Here is a 20878-nt window from a genome sequence, read left to right on the forward strand (position 1 = left end):
GAATCCTGTACCATCGCCGCAACCTATTCAATGAGGCACGGCGATGCAGGCAGCGACACCCCACGATTCCTATGCGGCACTGATGGACCTGATCAAGGCGCGCCATGCGGAACTGAGCCCGCAATTCCAGGCCGGCGCACGCTACCTGGCTGACCATCCGGATGAAGTGGCCGTCTCGTCGATGCGCAGCATCGCCGCGCGCGCGCAGGTGCAATCGGCCGCCCTCGTGCGCCTGGCGCAGCAGCTGGGCTTTGCCGGCTGGCCAGAACTGAAAGCCATCTTCGTCGAACGCCTGCGCGCGGGGCCAAGCGGCTACGCGGCAAAAGCGGGCGCGCTGGCCGATAAAGACGGTGATCTTGTCACCGAAGTGTTCACGGTGCAGCAGCGCAACCTGGCCGCCACGGAAAGCGCCAACCACGCCGCCCTGGAGGCGGCCGCCGCTCTGCTGCAGGCAGCGCCCCGCGTGCACGTGGCCGGCTTTCGCGCCGCCCACCCGATCGCCTACACCCTGCATTATCTGTACCGGCTGCTGCGCCCCAGCGTGCAGCTGCTGAGCGGCCAGGGCGGCACCCTGGAAATGGACTTGCGCGCCCTGCAGGCGGGCGAAGCCGTCGTCGTCGTCAGCTTCGCGCCGTACTCGAGCGAAGCGCTGCTGGTGGCGCAGGCGGCGCGCCAGGGCGGCTGCCAGGTGATCGCCATCAGCGACAGCGCCATGTCGCCGCTGGCCCTTCAGGCCGATGCCAGCATCGTCATCGCCGTCGACAGCCCCTCGTTCTTCCCCTCCATCGTGGCCGGCGTCGCGGCCGTGGAAAGCCTGGTGGAACTGCTGGTGGCGCGCGCGGGGCCCGATGCCGTCACGGCCATCGGCGCGGCGGAAAACCAGCTGCGAACGCTGGGGGCCTATGTCAAAACATCAAACGATGTAAATTAAAAACAAATACATCATTCGTTGCATTGCGGCGCAACGCCTCCTATAATCGGCCATCCCACTTGTCGATAAGAAAGCGATGCCATGAGCCATGTCTTCCACCGCAGCTTGACCGCCAGCTATCCCGTCGCCGTGGGCGGCGACGGCCCCTACCTGATCGATGCCGATGGCAAGCTCTACCTGGACGCCTGCGGCGGCGCGGCCGTCTCCTGCCTCGGTCATTCGGATGCGGCCGTCATTGCCGCCGTGCAGCGGCAGATTGCCACGCTGGCGTACGCGCACAGCTCGTTTTTTACCAGCGAGCCGATGGAGCAGCTGGCCGATTTCCTCGTCGCCCGGGCACCAGCCGGCATCGACAGCGTGTATTTCGTCTCGGGCGGTTCGGAGGCGGTGGAAAGCGCGCTCAAGATGGCGCGCCAGTATTTCGTCGAGCGGGGCCAGCCGCAGCGCCGCCACGTCATCGCACGCCGCCAGAGCTACCACGGCAACACCCTGGGCGCGCTGGCCACGGGCGGCAACGCCTGGCGCCGCCAGCAGTTCGAACCGCTGCTGATCGGCGTCACCCACGTTTCCCCGTGCTACGCCTGGCGCGACCAGCAGGCGCATGAAACGGATGGCGACTACGTGGCGCGCCTGGGCCAGGAGCTGGAAGACAATATCGCCGCACTCGGCGCGGACAACGTCATGGCCTTCATCGCCGAACCCGTCGTCGGCGCCACGGCCGGCGCCCTGCCCGCCGTGGCCGGCTATTTTGCGCGCATGCGCGAGATCTGCCAGCGCCACGGCATTCTGCTGATCCTCGACGAAGTCATGTGCGGCATGGGCCGCACGGGCAGCCTGTTCGCCTGCGAGCAGGAAGGCATCAGCGCCGACCTGATCTGCATCGCCAAGGGCCTGGGCGCCGGCTACCAGCCCATCGGCGCCGTCATGGTATCGACAGATATCCGCGACACCATCCGCGCGGGCACGGGCTTCTTCCAGCACGGCCACACGTATATCGGCCACGCCACAGCCTGCGCCGCCGCCCTGGCCGTGCAGCGGCAGATCGAGGAGCGCGATTTACTGGCCAAGGTGCGCACCATGGGCGGCTTGCTGCAAGAGCGGCTGCGCCAGCGTTTCGATAGCCACGCGCATGTGGGCGACATCCGCGGCCGCGGCCTGTTCCTGGGACTGGAACTGGTGCGGGACCGCAATACCAAACAGCCGTTCGACCCGGCCCGCCGCCTGCACGCGCGCATCAAGGCGCAAGCCATGCAAGCCGGACTGATGTGCTATCCCATGGGCGGCACCATCGACGGCCTGCACGGCGACCACATCCTGCTGGCGCCGCCCTACATCATCGACGCCAGCCACGTCGATGAAATTGTCGACAAGCTGGGCGCGGCCATCGATGCCTGTGTGGCGTAGCAGCACATGCCTGCGGCAGAAACGCGCAAAGGCGACTGCCAGCAGTTTCTGTTCACTCCTTGTCAATATTAATTGACTTATTTTAAACAATCGTTTTAAATCAGGAAGTTACTCAAAATCAATCATCTTGGGCATTCAATCGTCGCATTACCCCTTTTCGATGCTTGACGCCCATGTTGATGCACTCTGAAGCCAAGGTATATGGAACTGCTCGACTCCCTGCGTCAGCCCCCTCTGCAAGACGACACGATCAGCGGGCACTATGAAGTGCGCCGCTTGCTGGGCGAAGGCGGTTTCGGCCATGTATTCGAAGCGTGGGATGCCAAGCTGTGCCGCAGCGTGGCGCTGAAACGGCTGAAACCGCAAGCCGACGTGCTGCACCCGGAAAAACTGATCAATGAAGCGCGCCTGGCCGCCTCGCTCAAGCATGCGGCCTTCGTGCGCATCTTCGCCATCGAAGGCCAGGGCACGGGCCAGTCCATCGTCATGGAACTGGTCGAAGGCCAGACCCTAGGCCAGTTCATGCACAGCGGCAAGGCAGACTTGCAAACGGCACTCGACATCGCCTACCAGATCGCCGACGCCATGGACGAGGCGCACGCCATGGACCTCGTGCACGGCGACCTGAAACCGTCGAACCTGATGCTGGAAGCGGACGGTCAAGTGCGCATCCTCGACTTCGGCCTGGCCCGCCACATCGACCCGCAAGCAACGCAAACGACCACGCTGTGCGACCTGCAAGGCACCATTGCCTACATGGCGCCCGAGCGCCTGATGGGCCGCCTGCCCGACACGCGCGGCGACGTGTATGCCTTGGGCGCCATGCTGTACGAAATGCTGGCCGGCCAGCGCCACTTCGCCCACCTGAACGGCCTGGCCCTGGCCGCCGCCCACATGCAGGCAACGGAACCGTGGCCCGACCTGCCAGAATCGGTACCACCCGCCATCAACGCCCTCGTGCGCGCGATGACGGCGCACGACCCGGCCGAACGGCCACGCACCATGCGCGCTGTGCGCGAGGCGCTAGGTGGGCAGCAAATATCTGCGGCAACAGCGACCGCCCTCGACGCCGACAGCAAACCCGCTCAGCCTGCCAAGCCGCCGGCTTCGATCGCTATCCGGCTGCAGGTGCCCGTCAAGCGTACCATGCTGGCGGCAGGAGCCTTCTTATTACTAGGCTTGAGTGTCTTGCAAGGGCCCGATTTGGTGGCTAGGTTGCGCGGCACTACAGGCGCGCCGGCGTACTCGGAAATTGCGTCCATGAAGGCTGGCATGGATGCCTTACGTACGTTTGACCGCGATAGCAGCCAGAAGCAGGCCTTTGCGCACTTCTCGACAGTGCTGCAACACAATCCTCATAATGCGGCTGCATCGGCCGGCCTGTCGCTGGCAGCAAGCCTCCGCTATATCAGTGATGGCCGCGATGACACCTGGCTGCAACGGGCCGATGTCAGCGCACGACAGGCACTAGTGGCAGACGACCAATTGGCCCTCGCCCATGTAGCACAGGCAGCAGTACATGAGCTACACGGAAAGCGTGACGAAGCACAGCACGCAATCAATACTGCGCTGAACTTGGAACCGAATAATTTGCTAGCCTTGTATGGCAAGGCCCGCCTATTTATAGTTGGTCATCAGTTCAATTCGGCGAAAAAAATATTAGATCAAGCCATCGCCACTTATCCAAGTGAGCATGTATTTGTCGCCCAACTTGGAATCATGCGTTACAAGCAAGGCGACTACATTGGTGCTGAAAAAGCATTCCGCAAAAGCATAAGTATGGATCCGCAATCACCCGGCACTTACGCCTACCTGAACGCCGCGCTGTTACGACAAAATCGCAACGACGAAGCACTGCAAGTACTGCAGCAAGGGTTGCAGATCAGCCCGTATTGGGAACTGTATACGAACCTCGGCACATCACTGTTTGCGAAGGGGGACTATCTTGGCGCAGTACAAGCGTTTGAAAATGCCGTCTCTGAAACCAAGGGTAGTCCCAACATGTATATGTTGTGGGCTAACCTAGCTGATGCACAGCGTTGGATACCAGCGCAGATTCAGGCATCAAAACAGTCCTATCTACGCGCCATTACCCTGCTGCGGCCAATACTTCAACGCATGCCAAACGATGGCACCGTCAATTCCCGCATGGCACTCTATTTGGCTTATGTAGGAGAAAAACAGGCAGCGCTGGCTAGCATGCGACAAGCGCTGAATCTGGCACCGCGAGCGGCCGACGTGCAATTCCGTGCAGCCCTCACGCACGAACTAATTGGCAATCGCAGTGACGCATTGGCTTCACTTTTACAAGCCAGCAAGCTTGGCTACCCTCTCAATCTGATCGAATCAGCCCCCGATCTGTTGAACCTGCGGCGAGATGCCCGCTACCAACAACTTCTCATCAACCTGGAAAGAGACAGTAAAAAATGACGCCTGTAAGCCCTTGGATGAAGTTATCCGTGCATTTTGATGCAGACCAGATTACCAATCAGCTTGACTACAATTTCACCTCCTGCGACGGCACAGCCGATCCTCGCCATGGCCCCTACATGGGCGGCGTGCACTTCCAGAAAGGTCAGCATGTCTATCTCGACGTTACTTGCTGCGGCTCCAAGGATAGCGGCTTCACCTCATTCCAGATCATCGACTGCTGCATCGTCACCGTGCCGCAACTGACGCAAATCGGCCCGAAAGTGCCGACCATTTATTCACCGCCATCACCATTCCTCCAGGCAGTAGGTGCAACCTATCATTTGCCTCTGGACTTCGAAATCCAGCAACTGCTGGGTGAGCCAGACCAGATGCCACTGCACCGCATCCGTCAGGAATGGAAACACAATTTGGACGTAGGTCATACCTCTGGACGCTGGGAATTGTCCTTCGTCATGACGGTACGCATCATGCGCGGCGAAGACGTTCAACCGGAACTACGCGTCTTTTCCTTCGACCCGGAAAGCTCGGTGGGTGGCAGCACTACCATGTAGAGAGTGGTATTGCCGACTATATCGGCAATGCAATGCAAAGTAACCATCACTGCACGTCCTGGCCAGCCGATGCCATCCACTGCGCCTCGCCAGCGGGCGAAATGCGCCAAGCCACGTCAATTCCATCGACGTGGCTTTTTTCCATACGCACGCAATACCCCGCCCTGCCCGCCGAAAGCGGTAAAATGACGGCCTTGAACCCAAGCTCCGCCACATGGCGCGGCCTTGACTGCACACAGCACCACACACAGCCCGGCAGGCATGCGTTTCCCTGCCGCCGGACCAACGACAAAGAACACATGACCACCGTCCCAAAAGAAATCAACGCCGCCGCGGCAAAGAAAAATTCGGCTGAAAAGCTCACTCCCATGATGCAGCAATATTTAGGCATCAAGGAGAACCACCCGACGATGTTGGTCTTCTACCGCATGGGCGATTTCTACGAGCTGTTTTTCGAGGACGCGGAAAAAGCATCGCGCCTGCTGGGCATTACCCTGACGGCGCGCGGTGTGGCCAGCGGCAATCCAATCAAGATGTGCGGCGTGCCCTTTCATTCGCTCGACGGCTATCTGGCCAAGCTGGTCAAGCTGGGCGAGTCGGTGGCCATTTGCGAACAGATCGGCGACCCGGCTACCAGCAAGGGCCCCGTCGAACGCAAGGTCATGCGCGTCGTCACGCCCGGCACCTTGACGGATGCGGACTTGCTGCCAGAGAAGGCCGAGCGCCCGCTGCTGGCCATGTGCAGCATCACGCAGCGCAAGACGGTGACCACGGGCCTGGCCTGGCTGTCGCTGGCCAGCGGCGCCTTGAAACTGATGGAGTTTTCCGGCGACAGCAGCACCGTGGCCGTGCGCTTGCAGCAGGAGCTCGAGCGCATCGTGCCGGCAGAGATCCTGAGCGGCGACAATGGCAACCTGTTCGACGACTATGCGGGCACACATATCAACCGCGTACCGGACTGGCATTTCGACGTGGTGGGCGGCCACAAGGCCCTACTCGACCAATTGGGCGTGGCGACCTTGACGGGCTTCGGCGCCGATGGCCTCGGCGCCGCGTTCGGCGCGGCCGGCGCGCTGCTGCGCTATGCGCAATCGACGCAGGGACGCGGTCTGCAGCACGTGCGCTCTTTGATCACGGAAACGGAAAGTGAATTCATCGGCCTGGATGCGGCCACGCGCCGCAACCTCGAATTGACGGAAACCATCCGCGGCCAGGAATCGCCGACCTTGTTCTCCTTGCTCGATCATTGCCGCACGGCCATGGGTTCGCGCATGCTGCGCCACTGGCTGCACCATGCGCGGCGCGACCAGAAGGTGGCGCGCGCGCGCCATGAGGCGATCGCCGCGCTGGCGCAAAGCGAAGCGGCCGGTCCGCTCGCCGCCACCCTGGCGCAAGTACCCGATATCGAACGCATCACCACGCGTATCGCGCTGCTGTCGGCGCGTCCGCGCGACTTGGCCGCCCTGCGCGACGGCCTGCTGCAACTGCCGGCCCTGCGCGGCGACGTCGTGCGTTGCTATGGTCGTGGCCAGGGCGGCGAAACCGGCTTGCTGGCCGCCATCCACACGGCCTTGGCCACGCCTGTTGCCTGCCTGGACTTGCTGGTGCGCGCCGTGGCGCAGGAACCGGCCGCGATGGTGCGCGACGGCGGCGTGTTTGCCACCGGTTTCGATGCCGAATTGGACGAATTGCGCGCGCTGTCGGAAAACGCGGGCCAGTTCCTGCTCGACCTGGAAACGCGCGAACGGGCCCGCACGGGCATCGCCAACCTGCGCGTGGAATACAACAAGGTGCACGGCTTCTATATTGAAGTGACGCACGGCCAGACGGACAAGGTGCCCGACGACTACCGCCGCCGCCAGACCCTGAAAAACGCCGAGCGCTACATCACGCCGGAATTGAAGGTGTTCGAAGACAAGGCCCTGTCGGCGCAAGACAAGGCCCTCGTGCGCGAAAAGCTGCTGTACGACCTGCTGCTGGCCGACCTGGCGCCGCACATCGGCACCTTGCAGACGATCTCGCAGGGCCTGGCCCAGCTCGACACCCTGAACGCGCTGACGGAACATGCGCAGCAGCACAACTGGGCTGCGCCGCAACTGGTCGACGAGCCGTGCATCAACATCGTCGAAGGCCGCCACCCCGTGGTGGAAAAGCAGATCGAACGATTCATCGCCAACGACTGCCGCTTCGTCAACGAACGCCGCCTGCTCTTGATTACCGGTCCGAACATGGGTGGTAAATCGACCTTCATGCGCCAGGTGGCACTGATCACTCTGCTGGCCTACGTGGGCAGCTACGTGCCGGCCGCGTCTGCCACCATCGGCCCCATCGACCGCATCTTCACGCGTATCGGCGCCACCGACGACCTGGCGGGCGGACGCTCGACCTTCATGGTGGAAATGACGGAATCGGCAGCGATTTTGAACGGCGCCACCGAGCACTCGCTGGTGCTGATGGATGAAGTCGGCCGCGGCACCTCGACTTTCGACGGCCTGGCGCTGGCATGGGCCATCGCGCGCCATCTGATCGACACAAGCCGCAGCTTCACCCTGTTCGCCACGCATTACTTTGAGCTGACGCAATTGCCGGACAGCCACCCGAGCGCTGCCAACGTGCATCTGTCGGCCGTCGAGCACAAGGACAGCATCGTCTTCCTGCACGCCGTGCAGCCGGGCCCTGCCTCGCAAAGCTATGGCTTGCAGGTGGCGCAACTGGCGGGCGTGCCGCAGCCCGTGATCAAGGCCGCGCGCAAACACCTGGCACGCCTGGAAGCGCAGGCGCTCGACGCCACGCCGCAGCGCGACCTGTTTGCCGCCCCGGCAGCCGATCCGTATGCGCAAGAGGAAGAAGAGGACGCGGCGGCGCCGCTGGCCGCATTGAACGCGGCGCAGCAAGCCTTGCTCGACGCCATCGCCGACCTCGATCCCGATGCGCTCACGCCGCGCGATGCGCTCGAGCAGCTGTATCAGTTGAAACGGCTGGCCGCCGCATGACCCTCCGGCGCGGCACGATCCACCTGCTGGCCGCCGGCTTGCTGGCTGCCAGCCTGCCATGGCAAGCGGCGCTGGCCGCCCAGAGCGACCAGGCCGGCTTCGAATTTGCCGTGCTGGGCCATTCCTTCAACGCCGGACCGGACGATGGCCCCCTGAAAAAAGCCATCGCCGACACGAGCGCTTTCAATGCCTCGTTCGTCGTGGCCACCGGCATCAAGGCGGCCAGCGAATCGTGCAGCGACAAACTGTACAGCCAGCGCAAGGACTTGCTGGACGCCAGCGGCCCGCCGCTGATCGTCTCGCTCTCGGCCAGCGATTGGGCCAACTGCCGCAACTCGCGCGGCAGGGTCAACGCCATCGAACGCCTGAACCGCTTGCGCGACGTGTATTTCGCCGACGACCAGAGCCTGGGCCAGCGCAAGCTGACCCTGTCGCGGCTGTCATCGACGGCGAAGTTCCGCAGCTATGCGGAAAATGCCCACTGGGAATACGGCGGCGTGCTGTTTGCCACCATCAACCTGCCCGCGAATAACAACCATTTCCTGCCGGAAGCGGGACGCAACAGCGAATTCGAAGACCGCCTGGTCGCCAACCGTTCCTGGCTGCAGCGCCTGTTCGCCATGGCGCAGCGCAAGAAACTCGACGGCATCGTGCTGTTTTCCGATGGCGACATGGGTGTGCTCGATGAAGACGACAATTCGCTGCTACCCAGCTTCAGCTCAAAACAGGACGGCTTTGCCGGACCGCGCAAGCAAGTCCGTACCCTGGCGAAGAAGTTCAGCGGCAAGGTGCTGCTGGTCGATACGCAGCGCGATGGCGACGCGGATGGCAAGGAGGGGAAGAGTAAAAAGGCCGCAACCAAGGCGGGCGGGCCGAAAATCAGCTGGAAAGGCAACCTGGGCCACGTCAGCATCGACAACGACTGGTCCGCCATCGCCGTACGGCCAGGCAAGACGCCATTCTTTGAGGTGCGTCAACGTGCCGTCAGGCCATCGGCGCAAGCGCGCGCCAAAGCGTCGACTGTACGCCGCTAGCGCATCAGCAAACAGGCCGGCATGTAGCCGGCCTGGAACAAGCGATATTAGTGAATCGGATGCGAACGGAAGTGATCGCCTTCGTCACCCTCTTCTTCATCATCACCATGGTCATGGCCGTGTGCGCCATGCACGTGGCCATGGGCGATTTCTTCGTCGGTGGCGGCGCGCACGTCAGCGACGGTCAGCGAGAAGCGCAGCGCGATGCCGGCCAGTGGATGGTTACCATCCAGCACGACTTTGTCGTCGGCGATATCGGTGACCGTGAAGATCATCGCTTCTTCGTCCGGCGAATCGCTTTCCGGCATGCCTTCGAACTGCATGCCCACTTCCAGCGGCTCAGGCAGGCGATTGCGCGGCTCGACCTTGACCAGGGCTGGATCGTATTCACCGAAAGCATCATCCGGTTCGATCTGGATCGTGTTGGAGTAGCCAACTTCCTTGCCGTCGAGTTCTTCTTCGATCTTCGGCAGGGTGTTTTCATAATCACCGTGCAGGTAGACCATCGGCTGACGGCCGTCTTCGATCAGATTGTCTTGCGCGTCTGACAGTTTGTAGTTGACAGTCACGACCGTATTTTTGGCAATCTTCATTATGCTTCCTTTCATTGTATAAGCTGGCAAATTATACCTTCACGCCGCCAACGGCAGGCGCATTCCTGCATTTCCGGTTGTTATAATGGGCGCATGAAAACATTAACTCTCCTCGGCGATATCACGCCGGCGCAATTCCTGCGCGACTACTGGCATAAAAAGCCCCTGTTGATCCGTCAAGCCGTACCCGGCTTCAAGGCGCTGTTCGATTTCAAGGCCCTGGCCGAGCTGGCTACCCTCGATCACGTTGAATCGCGCCTGGTCAGCCATGCGGATGGCCACTGGAACATGCAGCAAGGTCCGCTGACCAGCCTGCCTTCGCTGAAACAGAAGGAATGGACGCTGCTGGTGCAGGGCGCCAACCTGCACAGCGCCAAGGCCGACGCCCTGCTGCGCCAGTTCCGTTTCCTGCCGGACGCGCGCCTGGACGACCTGATGGTCAGCTTTGCCACCGATGGCGGCGGCGTGGGCCCGCATTTCGATTCCTATGACGTGTTCCTGCTGCAAGGCCAGGGCAAGCGCCACTGGCGCATCGGCGCGCAGAAGGACCTGAGCCTGATCGACGGCTTGCCGCTGAAAATCCTCAGCAACTTCACGCCCGACGAAGAATTCACCCTGGAACCGGGCGACATGCTGTATTTGCCGCCCCACTATGCGCACGACGGCGTGGCCATCGGCGACTGCCAGACGTATTCGATCGGCTTCCGCTCGCCTTCGTTCCAGGAACTGGGCGAAGCTTTCCTGCAATTCATGGCCGACTCGATCGACTTGCCGGGCATTTACAGCGATCCGGACCTGAAAGCGTCGGGCAAGCCGGCGGAAATCCCCCGTGAAATGCTCAGCACCATCGCGGAAGAACTGAACAAGGTGTGCTTCACGGAAGAAGACGTCACCATTTTCCTCGGCGAACACCTGTCGGAACCGAAGCACAATGTGTTTTTCACGCCGCTGTCCAAGCCGCTGACGGTGGGCCGCTTCGCGGACGCCGCACAGAAAAAAGGTGTCGTGTTGTCGCGCAAGACGCTGATGCTGTATCGTGGCAAGAATGTCTTCATCAATGGCGAATCGTTTGCCATTGGCAAGGCCGACAAAGCGGCCCTGGAAACCCTGGCCAACGAACGCGCCCTCGATGGCGCCGCCGTGGCCATGGCTTCCGATGACGTGATGGATGCCTTATATACTTGGTATCAGGATGGCTGGATCGAACTGGCTTGAATGGGTGCAGCGTAGCAAAGTGGTATTACAGTAAGCAAAATAACATCTTCTGCGCCAGCGCAAAGAAAGATATTATTTTTATATCGTTTTGTCGCGCTTTCGCAAAACACTTACACTTGCTTGCAATTTGCTTCGGCAAATATTGCGATATCACAAAATAGTTGCGAATTTGCCTCTTGCTCCTATTGCGACGCACCAAAAATCGCTATAATATTCGGTTAGGAAGTTTCCGTTGTCTGGCAGGCACCACCTGGTACGAAAAGCCTTCGAAGACGACCTAACGAGCGATAATTACCGGTAATTATTCATCGCAACAATGTTGATTTATTTTTTGAAATAATTAAGGAAAACAAATGAAAAAATCCCTGCTGATCGCCTCCCTGATGGTTGTTGCTCTGGCTGCTTGCAGCAAAAAAGAAGAAGCTCCTGCACCAGCACCAGTAGTTGAAACCCCAGCACCAGCACCAGCAGTTGAAGCTGCTCCAGCTGCTGCTGCTGACGCTGCTGCTTCGGCCGCTACCGACGCTGCTGCTGCTGCTTCGGCTGCCGCTTCGGCCGCTACCGACGCTGCTTCCGCTGCTTCGGCTGCTGCATCGGCTGCTAAGTAATTTAGCACCCTGCACTAGAGAAAGCCGGCCTTAGGGCCGGCTTTTTTGTTGGGTAAACACCCAACCAAACCTACTGCGCGCCGCGCTTTGCGGCCTGCGATGCTCACCGTACTAAAGTACGGCTGCGCTTCTTAGCCACAAATCACTGGCGCTCGCTACGGTTTTGTTGGGCGTCGCAAGCATCTATTGCGTACCCAAAATAAAAAGGCTGTCCCGGTTTGCACCGGGCCAGCCTTTTTTATGATGCGTGGCAGCTTTTGATCGCCGCCACTCAGTGAACCTTATTTCAACTGATCGTTCAGCAGGCCCAGGATCTTCTCTGCCACTGGCGAGGTATCTGGCTGGCCTTCGTTGCTGAGGATGCTGACCAGGCTGGTCGAGCCCGTGCCGGCCTTGACGAGGACGCGGTAGCGCTGCGCTTCCTTGTCCTTGTCGGACGACGAACCCCAGCTGAACAGTTTCGAGAAGAAACCGTCTTTCTTGACCGCATCCGGATCGACGTAACGCACGAAATACGTGCCTTGCGTGCGGTCGCGGTCTTCCACGGTAAAGCCGACGCGGTCCAGCGCCAGGCCGACACGGCGCCAGGCGCGGTCGAAACCTTCATCGACTTCGATTGCGCGCGCCGGCGTGGCGGCGTCGCCGACCAGCTTGGCGTGCTGCGGCTGCACGATGGCGGCATCGACAGCCGTCTTCGCTTGCGCATCGTCGCTGGCCGCGCCCAGGCGCGTCATCAGCTTGGCCAGGAATTGCGCTTCCAGGCCCGGATCGTTCGGGCGAGCGGTCCAGGTGGTGGTTTCCTTGTCGCGGCCCGTGACAACCTCTTCCACGCCACGGTGGCTGACGTAGATCTCGGTCGAGCCATCGGCCAGGCGCTCCACGCGCGTGCGGAACTTGTCTTTTTCACCGGTCGAGTACAGCGAATCGAAGGCCTTGCCGATGGTGCTGCGGATAAAGTCTTGCGGCACCTTGGCGCGGTTTTCATTCCACTCGGTTTCCATGATGCCAGCCGTAGGCTGGTCGACGGCAATGGTAAAGCCCGAATCTTCCCAAAACTGCTTCAGTTGCGGCCACAGCACTTCAGGCGACTGCTTGACGACCAGCCAGCGCTGGTTGCCCGCGCGCTCGACCTTCACGCCGCCTGCCGTGACCGGCACGACACCGACCACGCCGTCGGCACCCACGACGACGGACGTACCGGCCGTGGCGTTGCGCTGCGCGTTGTAGCCGGAAGCCGTGGCCACGCCGTTTTTCGCATCCGGCAGCGAGTAGCGGTTGTCCTGCTGCAATTGCGTCAGGTCAGGCGGCACGTCCAGGGTGCCGGCTTTCTTGACCGACTTGTAGTCGACCTTGTCGCCGCCGACTACCGAACTGATCATGCCGCAGCCCGCGAGGCTGGCTGCGATGGCGCCGATGACGATGCCGCGGACGGCGATGGTGGCAGGCGCCGATTGGTTTTTCTTGCAATTAGTCATGTCGTAACTGGATAAGAAGCTAAGTAGCAGCTGGAATCAGGGAAGGTCCGGACTGGTCAAGTCCGGGCTTGAAGTTCGGTCTTAAGACAGGATGCCGGCGTCGCGCAAGGCATCGCGCACGGTCGCATGGCAGTTTTCAGCCAGCGGCACCAGTGGCAAGCGTATGCCGGCAGGCATCAGGCCCATTTCGGCCATCGCCCATTTGACGGGCACCGGGTTGGGCTCGACAAACAGCTTCTGGTGCAGAGGGAAAACCTTGTTATTGATGGCGATTGCCGTGGCGCGCTCGCCCGCCATGGCCGCGACGCACAGTTCGTGCATGGCGCGCGGCGCGACGTTGGCCGTCACGGAGATATTGCCGTGGCCGCCGCAGAACATCAGCGCCATGGCTGTCGGATCGTCGCCCGAGTACACGGCGAAGTCGGCTGGGACCAAACGCAGCAGGTCGATGCCACGGCCGATATTGCCGGTCGCATCTTTCACGCCGACGATATTCGGGATGGCGGACAGGCGCACGATGGTCTCGTTGCTCATGTCGGCAACCGTACGGCCCGGTACGTTGTACAGGATGACGGGGATGTCGACGGCTTCGGCGATGGCCTTGAAGTGCTGGTACATGCCTTCCTGGGTAGGACGGTTGTAATACGGCACCACTTGCAAGACAGCATCGGCGCCCGCTTCTTTCGCGTAGCGCGTCAGTTTGATGGCCTCGGCCGTGGAGTTGCCTCCGGCGCCGGCGATGATAGGAATGCGTCCCTTGGCATGTTCGACGGTCAACTGTATCAGTTCGCAGTGTTCTTCCACGCTGACTGTTGCCGATTCGCCCGTTGTGCCAACGATGACGATGCCGTCCGTACCCTCGGCGATATGCCAGTCGATCAGCTTGCGCAGACCTGGAAAGTCCAGACTGCCGTCTGCGTGCATCGGGGTGACGATTGCTACAATGCTGCCCTTGATCATAGTAAGTTTATAGCGCCGATAAATAAAACAACGATTGTAGCGGATAGCCCGCGCCTGTGGTGCATTCTGACATAGTATGGCCGCTCAAAACGTCGGCAGCAGCGCCGCCAACCGTGGAAAATCCGGCCGGACGGCGCAAATTCGTTGCACCAGAGCAGCTTTTGGCTGTTCCACACGCCCATCCTCATACGCTACCACACGCAATCCCTGCTGCACCGCCCAGCTCAGCATTTCGCCTTCCTTCAGCAAAAATTTCGGATTCGACGGCTTGCCGAACTGCTCATTACCCTCGGCAAACGTTTCATACAGCAGCACGCCATCGGGCGCCAGGCTGGCGACCATGGCGTCCAGCAACGGCCGGTGCAGATAATTGGTGACGACGATGCCGGCAAAGCGGCCGGGCGCGAAGGGCCATACGGCGCCCGGCGCTTCCAGGTCCACCAGCGAGGTGGTGATGCCCGTGCCGGCCGCTTTTTCCAGCATTTCCGGATCATGGTCGAGCGCGATCACGGGGTGGCCCAGGCTCACCAGGTGGCGCGCATGGCGGCCTGCGCCGCAGGCCAGGTCCAGCACTTCACCGCCCGGGATCAGCGGCGCCCAGCGGCGCAGCCAGCCGGAAATCGCTTCGGTTTCTACTGTTGGTTCAATTGCTTGCATCGGTACTTCCATCAATTATTTGCGACCATCCGGTTGCTTGTATCACGTCAACAGGGCCGTCAGGGGCGTGACCATGGTGACAAAAATGCCTATGACAAATTCGATTGCCGCCAGCAAGGCGCGGTTCAGTACGCCCGTGTACATCAGCAGCACCAGGGCACCGAACACATACAGGCTGTAGCGCTCGATGCTGGCGTAAGGGCGCGCCAGTTGCATCGGCAGCAAGCCTGTCATGATGCGTCCGCCATCGAGCGGCGGCACGGGAATCAGGTTAAAGACGAACATGGCAGCATTCACGCTGACGCCGGCGCCCGCCATCTTGCGGAAAAACATGCCCATTTCCGTCGGCGGCATAACGCTGAGCACGACAAAGGCGATCATCCAGCCCAGGCCCATCACGAAATTGGCGCCAGGCCCGGCAAACGCCACCCAGGCCATCTGCTTCTTCGGATTGCGCAGGCGGCTGAAATCGACGGGTACCGGCTTGGCATAGCCGAACGGTACCTGGATTGCGAAATACAGCATCAAGGGCAGCAAGATCGTGCCGAAAGGATCGATGTGCCGGATGGGATTGAGGCTCAGCCTGCCCTCGTTCGAAGCCGTGGGGTCACCGAAATAGCGGGCGACGTAGCCGTGCGCCGCCTCATGCAGGGAAATGGCAAACAGCACCGGTACCAGGTACACCGCAATGGTCTGGACTATCGTATTGAAATCGCTCATGACCGCGATTCTACCAGAGGCGCCACAGCCTCTTTCTTACGTTGTCATTAAGAACAGGTGAAGACCGGCGCGGCAACAGGCGCGCGATATCCCTCTACAAGCCCAGCACGGCCGGGTCGCCGCGTCCCACGCGCACCACTTCCGCCTCCGGTCCCGTCAGGTCGATCACGGTGCTGGGGCCATGCGCACAGACGCCGCCATCAATGATCAGGTCGACCAGTTTTTCCAGGCGTTCGCGGATGGTGTCGGCGTCCGTCAGGCTCTCTTCATCGCCGGGCAGAGTCAATGTCGCGCCCAGCAGGGGCTGGCCCAGCTCTTCCAGCAGACATTGCACGATGCGGTGCTGCGGCACGCGCAGGCCGATGGTTTTGCGCGACGGGTGGCTGAGGCGGCGCGGCACTTCCTTCGTCGCTTCCAGGATGAAGGTATAGGCGCCCGGCGTGGCCGCCTTGAGCAGGCGGAACTGGCGATTGTCCACGCGGGCGTACACGCCCAGCTCGCTCAAGTCGCGGCACAGCAAGGTGAGATGGTGCTTTTCATCCACACCACGGATGCGGCGCAGGCGCTCGACGGCGCCCTTGTCGTCAAGCTGGCATACGAGCGCATAGCAGGAATCCGTAGGCAGGGCCACGACGCCGCCGGACTGGATGATCTGCGCCGCCTGCTTGATCAGGCGCAATTGCGGATTGTCAGGGTGAATCTGGAAAAATTGACTCATGTGTAAGCGTTCTGGCGAACCAGCTTGTTAAGTTAGCATTATTGTACGCCGCGCAGCGCGGCGATGCGTTGTTCGATCGGCGGATGGGTGGCGAACAACGCGCCCCAGCCGCCATTGCCGCCGCTGATGCCCAGCGCCTGCATCGATTGCGGCAGCTCGCCCGGCGGCACGCCGCCCAGGCGTGCCAGCGCATGCATCATCGGCGTGGGGCTGCCCAACAGCTTGGCAGAACCGGCATCGGCGCGGAATTCGCGCTGGCGGGAGAACCAGGCAACGATGATGGAAGCGAGCAAGCCGAAGATCACTTCGCACACCATCACGGTGACGAAATAGCCGATGCCCCGTCCGCCGCCTTCGCGGTTGTTATTTTTCAGCAGCACATTGTCGACAAAGAAACCCACGACACGGGCCATGAAGACGACGAAGGTATTCACCACGCCCTGGATCAGGGTCAAAGTGACCATGTCGCCATTCGCGACGTGGGCGATTTCATGGCCCAGCACGGCTTCGACTTCATCGCGGTTCATGCTTTGCAACAAGCCGGTCGAGACAGCCACCAGCGCCGAATTTTTAAAAGCACCCGTGGCGAACGCATTCGCGTCGCCTTCGTACACGGCCACCTCCGGCATGCCGATGCCGGCCCGCTCGGACAGCGCGCGCACGGTATTGACCAGCCACAATTCCGTCGACGACGTCGGGTTGTCGATCACGCGCGCGCCCGTGCTCCACTTGGCCATCGGTTTGCTGATCAACAGGGAAAAGATCGATCCCGTGAAGCCCACCACCAGCGAAAACACCAGCAGGCTACCCAGGTTCAAGGTACTGCCACGCGCCGGATTGCCCACGCCCAGCAAACTGAGCACGAGCGACAGCACCAGCATCACGGCCAGGTTGGTTGCAATAAACAGGACGATACGTTTCATGGGCGTTGGCTCCGGAAAAACAGAATAGCTAAAAGATAAGTATGCAGCCGCGACTTTTCAAGCCCGCATGGCAGGCGCAGGCCAGCCGCGCCCTAGAACCAGTCGTGCCAGATGGGCGTTACATTCGCTGGTAAAGGCGGCAACTTGGCAAAATCCACGCGCGATTCGCCCGGCGCATGGAAATCCGTGCCGCGCGAAGCGAGGAAGCCGTAGGCGTTGGCCAGTTGCGCGTATTCGGGATACTGGTCCGGACTGTGGCTGCCCGTGACGACTTCGATGGCAACGCCGCCGAGCTGCTTGAATTCATCGAACAGCACGCCTTGCGCCATGTCGCTGAAGCGGTAGCGGCCCGGATGAGCGATGACGGCCACGCCGCCCGCGCCGCGTATCCAGCCCACCGCCTCGGCCAGGGTCGCCCAGCGGTGCTCGACATAACCGGGCTTGCCTTCCGACAGGTATTTCTTGAACACGTCGGGAATGTTCGCGCATTTCCCCATTTCCACGATGTAGCGGGCAAAGTGCGTGCGCGACATCAGGTCCGGGTTGCCGACGAATTTCAAGGCCCCTTCATAGGCGTCGGGAATACCGGCCAGATCGAGCTGGCGGGCGATTTCGCGGCCGCGCGCGTCGCGGCCGGAACGCGTCTGGTGCAGGCCCTGCACGAGACCGGGATTGTTTTCATCGACTTGCAAGCCCACGATGTGCACGGTTTCGCCGGCCCACGTGATGGAAATTTCCACGCCGGCCACGAAACGCATGCCCAGGTCCAGCGCGGCCGCGCGCGCGGCGGCAACACCGGACACCTCATCGTGGTCCGTCAGCGCCCACACATCGACGCCGGCCTTGCGTGCGTACGCAGCCACGGCGGCGGGCGCGAGCACGCCGTCGGAGATATTCGAATGACAATGCAGGTCGACTTTAAGCATGTGAAAACAATACCCTGCACGGGCTCAGCATGGAAGAAGTTTTCATTGTACGCTGCTTGTCAAATCGCGCTGCGGCGTTCCCGTCACACATCAGGCCAAAAAGGCTTCCACGAGCCGCGCCAGTGCCGCCGGCTGGTCATGATGCAGCATGTGGCCCGCATCGCGCATCATCTCGCAGCGCACATCCTTGATGCAGGCCAAGCGCCGGTCGATCTCGATGCGTGCCTGTTCCTTGGGCCCCATCCATTGCCACATATTCGTGTCATCGGCCTCCACCCACAGCACGGGCGCCGTGATGCGGCGCCAGCACGCCATCACTTCCTCCACCTGGTACAGGATGGGATTGACCCGCTTGTGCTGCGGGTCGCCCATGATGTCCCACTCGCCCGCCTCGTTCTGCGCCGACCAGTGCTCGGCCAGAAACGCCGCGCGCTCGTCCGGCAGGCGCGGGTTGGTCTTTTGCAGGCGTTCGGCCACGGCCTTTTGCGTGGGATAGCTGCGCATGGCGGGCGGCTCGCGCAATTCATCGAGCCACTTGGCGTAGCGGCCCGGCGCCTGCTCCGGTTTTGTTGCCATCATGCCGAAGCCTTCCAGGTTGATGAAGCGGCTGATGCGCTCGGGCCGCACGCCTGCGTACAGGCCGGCCACGTTGGCGCCCATGCTGTGGCCCAGCAGATTGACGGGTGCGTCCGGCGAGTAATGCAGCAGCATGGCGTCCAGGTCGGCCAGGTAGTCGGGGAACCAGTAGGTGTCCGATTGCGTGTAGTCGCTGAGGCCAAAGCCGCGCCAGTCGGGCGCGATCACGTGCCAGTCGCCGGCCAGCTCGTCGACGACGAACTGGAACGAGGCGGCCACGTCCATCCAGCCGTGTACCATGAACAGGATGGGCGCCCCTACACGGCCCCAGTGGCGCACGTGCGTGCGGGCGCCGCGGATGTTGATGAATTCGGAACGGGAAAGTTTCATGGGTTTCATCGCATGCCTGCCTTGAAAGTGGCGCGAATGGCGCCACATGCTGTGTCTGTAGATAGTGCGGACATAAAAGTACGACCGTTCGATAATTATACCGGATTGGCGGTCGGCGCTCGGACTTGCCCTGCAACAGCGTAAAATAGCGCAAAACTTCCGCGTCCGGCCGCGCCCGGCGCTTCCACCACCGCCACAGGCTAACGATGACACTCTACCAATTGGGCGCCGATGCGCCGCAGATTGATGCTTCCGCTTTTGTTGCCGACACGGCCAACGTGATCGGCAAGGTGACCCTGGAAGCGAATACGTCCGTATGGTTCGGCGCCACGATTCGCGGCGACAACGAACGCATCACCGTGGGCGCCAACAGCAATGTACAGGAAGGCGCCGTGCTGCACACGGACCCGGGCTACCCGCTCGACATCGGCCAGAACGTGACCATCGGCCACCAGGCAATGTTGCATGGCTGCACGATCGGCGATGGCGCCCTGATCGGCATCCAGGCCGTGATCCTGAATGGCGCGAAGATCGGCAAGAACTGCCTGGTCGGCGCGGGCGCGCTGGTCACGGAAGGCAAGGAATTTCCCGACAATATGCTGATCCTCGGCTCACCGGCGAAAGCCGTGCGGGCCCTGACGGCAGACGATATCACCAGGTTACAAGGCAACGCCGTGAACTATGTACAGCGCGGCCAGCTATTTAATACGCAACTCAAGAAGATTGGATAAAAGAATGACGACTGAAACCACGGGCGCCGTCAGCGCAGCCGCTACCGGCCAGGATACCCTGCAAAAATTTATTTTCGACAACGCCGCCGTGCGCGGCCAGTTCATCGACGTGTCCCACACTTGGCAGGAAGTGGTGTCGCGCCACGCCTATCCGACGGCCGTGAAAAAAGTGCTGGGCGAAATGGTGGCAGCCGCCGCCCTGCTGTCGGCCAACCTGAAATTCAACGGCTCCATCATCATGCAAATCCATGGTGACGGCCCCGTGCGCCTGATGGTGGTCGAGTGCGACTCCGACCTGCGCCTGCGCGCCACGGCCAAGCTCGACCCGGACGCCATCATCGCCGACGTGGCCACCGTGCCGCAATTGCTCAACGCCACGGGCAAGGGCCGCTTCATCATTACCCTGGACCCGGCCGACAAGGTACCGGGCCAGCAACCGTACCAGGGCATCGTGCCGCTGGACGGCGACGACATGGCGACCGTGATCGAAAACTACATGTTGCGCTCGGAACAGCTCGACACGCGTCTGTGGCTGGCCACGGACGACACCGTCTCGCGCGGCCTGCTGCTGCAAAAGCTGCCCCACCATGGCGGCAAGGCCGAAGCGACGCCCGTGTCGGAAGAAGACGCGCTCGACACGTGGAACCGCGCCGTGATGCTGGCGTCGACCCTGAAAGAAGCGGAAATCCTGTCGACGGACATCGAGACCCTGATGCAGCGTTTGTTCTGGGAAGAAACGATCCGCGTCTTCGACCCGCTGCACCCGAGCTTCCATTGCAGCTGCACGCGCGAAAAAGTGGGCAATATGCTCAAGATGCTGGGCGAAGAAGAAGTCAACAGCACCCTGGAAGAAGTGGGACAAGTGGGCGTGAACTGCGATTTCTGCGGCCAGCACTACGAGTTCGACAAGGTCGATTGCGCGCAGCTGTTCGTCACGGATGCGCCGGCAGAGGTGCTCATCCCACCCGCAGCCAGCATTAACTAATTGTAATACTCCCCGCGCCGCCTCTCAGGCGGCGCCTTTGTTTCTGCTGTCATCT

19 protein-coding genes are annotated in these 20878 nt (G+C 61.4%); 10 read left to right on the top strand and 9 right to left on the bottom strand.

Annotation, left to right across the window (positions count from 1 at the left end; all coding sequences use genetic code 11):
• Positions 1-43 precede the first annotated feature (43 nt).
• The 6 genes from AC54AG_RS00790 (at position 44) to AC54AG_RS00815 (ending at position 9346) form a co-directional block, all read left to right on the top strand.
• Positions 44-931: a MurR/RpiR family transcriptional regulator gene (locus AC54AG_RS00790; protein WP_496629289.1), complete on the top strand. Its 888-nt coding sequence runs from the start codon at positions 44-46 to the stop codon at positions 929-931.
• 81 nt (positions 932-1012) lie between these two features.
• The gene (locus AC54AG_RS00795; RefSeq protein ID WP_496629290.1) at positions 1013-2335 is read left to right on the top strand and encodes an aspartate aminotransferase family protein; all 1323 of its coding nucleotides are present in this window, start codon (positions 1013-1015) and stop codon (positions 2333-2335) included.
• A 201-nt stretch (positions 2336-2536) separates the two neighbouring features.
• A complete protein-coding gene (locus tag AC54AG_RS00800; protein WP_496629291.1) occupies positions 2537-4765 on the top strand; it encodes a protein kinase domain-containing protein in 2229 nt (742 codons plus the stop codon).
• Positions 4762-5319: a hypothetical protein gene (locus AC54AG_RS00805; RefSeq protein WP_139143402.1), complete on the top strand. Its 558-nt coding sequence runs from the start codon at positions 4762-4764 to the stop codon at positions 5317-5319. The genes AC54AG_RS00800 and AC54AG_RS00805 overlap by 4 nt, the downstream gene beginning before the upstream one ends.
• Positions 5320-5618: 299 nt before the next feature.
• Positions 5619-8312: a DNA mismatch repair protein MutS gene (mutS, locus tag AC54AG_RS00810; protein WP_496629292.1), complete on the top strand. Its 2694-nt coding sequence runs from the start codon at positions 5619-5621 to the stop codon at positions 8310-8312.
• Positions 8309-9346 (top strand): hypothetical protein, encoded by a 1038-nt coding sequence (locus AC54AG_RS00815; RefSeq protein WP_496629293.1) that lies wholly within the window; start codon positions 8309-8311, stop codon positions 9344-9346. The genes mutS and AC54AG_RS00815 overlap by 4 nt, the downstream gene beginning before the upstream one ends.
• Before the next feature lie 47 nt (positions 9347-9393).
• Here the strand turns inward: AC54AG_RS00815 and AC54AG_RS00820 are convergent, their stop codons facing one another.
• Positions 9394-9939: an FKBP-type peptidyl-prolyl cis-trans isomerase gene (locus tag AC54AG_RS00820; RefSeq protein ID WP_070303515.1), complete on the bottom strand. Its 546-nt coding sequence runs from the start codon at positions 9937-9939 to the stop codon at positions 9394-9396.
• Positions 9940-10032: 93 nt separating this feature from the next.
• Between AC54AG_RS00820 and AC54AG_RS00825 the strand changes: the two genes are divergently transcribed.
• Both AC54AG_RS00825 and AC54AG_RS00830 read left to right on the top strand, forming a co-directional pair.
• On the top strand, positions 10033-11154 hold the full coding sequence (locus AC54AG_RS00825; protein ID WP_496629294.1) for a JmjC domain-containing protein: 1122 nt from the start codon (positions 10033-10035) through the stop codon (positions 11152-11154).
• A 353-nt stretch (positions 11155-11507) separates the two neighbouring features.
• A complete protein-coding gene (locus AC54AG_RS00830; protein WP_034783358.1) occupies positions 11508-11762 on the top strand; it encodes a hypothetical protein in 255 nt (84 codons plus the stop codon).
• A 281-nt stretch (positions 11763-12043) separates the two neighbouring features.
• Here AC54AG_RS00830 and bamC read toward each other — a convergent pair whose 3' ends face one another.
• The 8 genes from bamC to AC54AG_RS00870 form a co-directional block, all read right to left on the bottom strand.
• Positions 12044-13237, bottom strand: coding sequence for an NlpB/DapX family lipoprotein (bamC, locus tag AC54AG_RS00835; RefSeq protein WP_496629295.1), 1194 nt, complete (start codon positions 13235-13237; stop codon positions 12044-12046).
• Between the two features lie 81 nt (positions 13238-13318).
• Positions 13319-14197: a 4-hydroxy-tetrahydrodipicolinate synthase gene (dapA, locus tag AC54AG_RS00840; RefSeq protein WP_034750679.1), complete on the bottom strand. Its 879-nt coding sequence runs from the start codon at positions 14195-14197 to the stop codon at positions 13319-13321.
• An 84-nt stretch (positions 14198-14281) separates the two neighbouring features.
• Complete coding sequence (locus AC54AG_RS00845) at positions 14282-14854, bottom strand: class I SAM-dependent methyltransferase (protein WP_072455247.1); 573 nt, start codon at positions 14852-14854, stop codon at positions 14282-14284.
• Positions 14855-14896: 42 nt separating this feature from the next.
• Positions 14897-15574: a site-2 protease family protein gene (locus tag AC54AG_RS00850; protein ID WP_034750684.1), complete on the bottom strand. Its 678-nt coding sequence runs from the start codon at positions 15572-15574 to the stop codon at positions 14897-14899.
• Positions 15575-15668: 94 nt separating this feature from the next.
• The gene (locus tag AC54AG_RS00855) at positions 15669-16292 is read right to left on the bottom strand and encodes an L-threonylcarbamoyladenylate synthase (RefSeq protein WP_070303512.1); all 624 of its coding nucleotides are present in this window, start codon (positions 16290-16292) and stop codon (positions 15669-15671) included.
• A 38-nt stretch (positions 16293-16330) separates the two neighbouring features.
• Positions 16331-17215, bottom strand: coding sequence for a protease HtpX (gene htpX, locus AC54AG_RS00860; RefSeq protein ID WP_070303511.1), 885 nt, complete (start codon positions 17213-17215; stop codon positions 16331-16333).
• A 92-nt stretch (positions 17216-17307) separates the two neighbouring features.
• On the bottom strand, positions 17308-18141 hold the full coding sequence (locus tag AC54AG_RS00865; protein WP_034750693.1) for a 3',5'-nucleoside bisphosphate phosphatase: 834 nt from the start codon (positions 18139-18141) through the stop codon (positions 17308-17310).
• A 90-nt stretch (positions 18142-18231) separates the two neighbouring features.
• Positions 18232-19107: an alpha/beta fold hydrolase gene (locus AC54AG_RS00870; protein ID WP_338679455.1), complete on the bottom strand. Its 876-nt coding sequence runs from the start codon at positions 19105-19107 to the stop codon at positions 18232-18234.
• Between the two features lie 206 nt (positions 19108-19313).
• Between AC54AG_RS00870 and AC54AG_RS00875 the strand changes: the two genes are divergently transcribed.
• Entirely contained in the window at positions 19314-19838 is a 525-nt protein-coding gene (locus AC54AG_RS00875; RefSeq protein WP_131687534.1) for a gamma carbonic anhydrase family protein, read from the top strand.
• Between the two features lie 4 nt (positions 19839-19842).
• Positions 19843-20823, top strand: a complete 981-nt coding sequence (gene hslO / locus AC54AG_RS00880) for an Hsp33 family molecular chaperone HslO (RefSeq protein WP_070303508.1) — start codon at positions 19843-19845, stop codon at positions 20821-20823.
• Positions 20824-20878 lie beyond the last annotated feature (55 nt).

It is taken from the genome of Janthinobacterium sp. BCJ23, assembly GCF_059617945.1.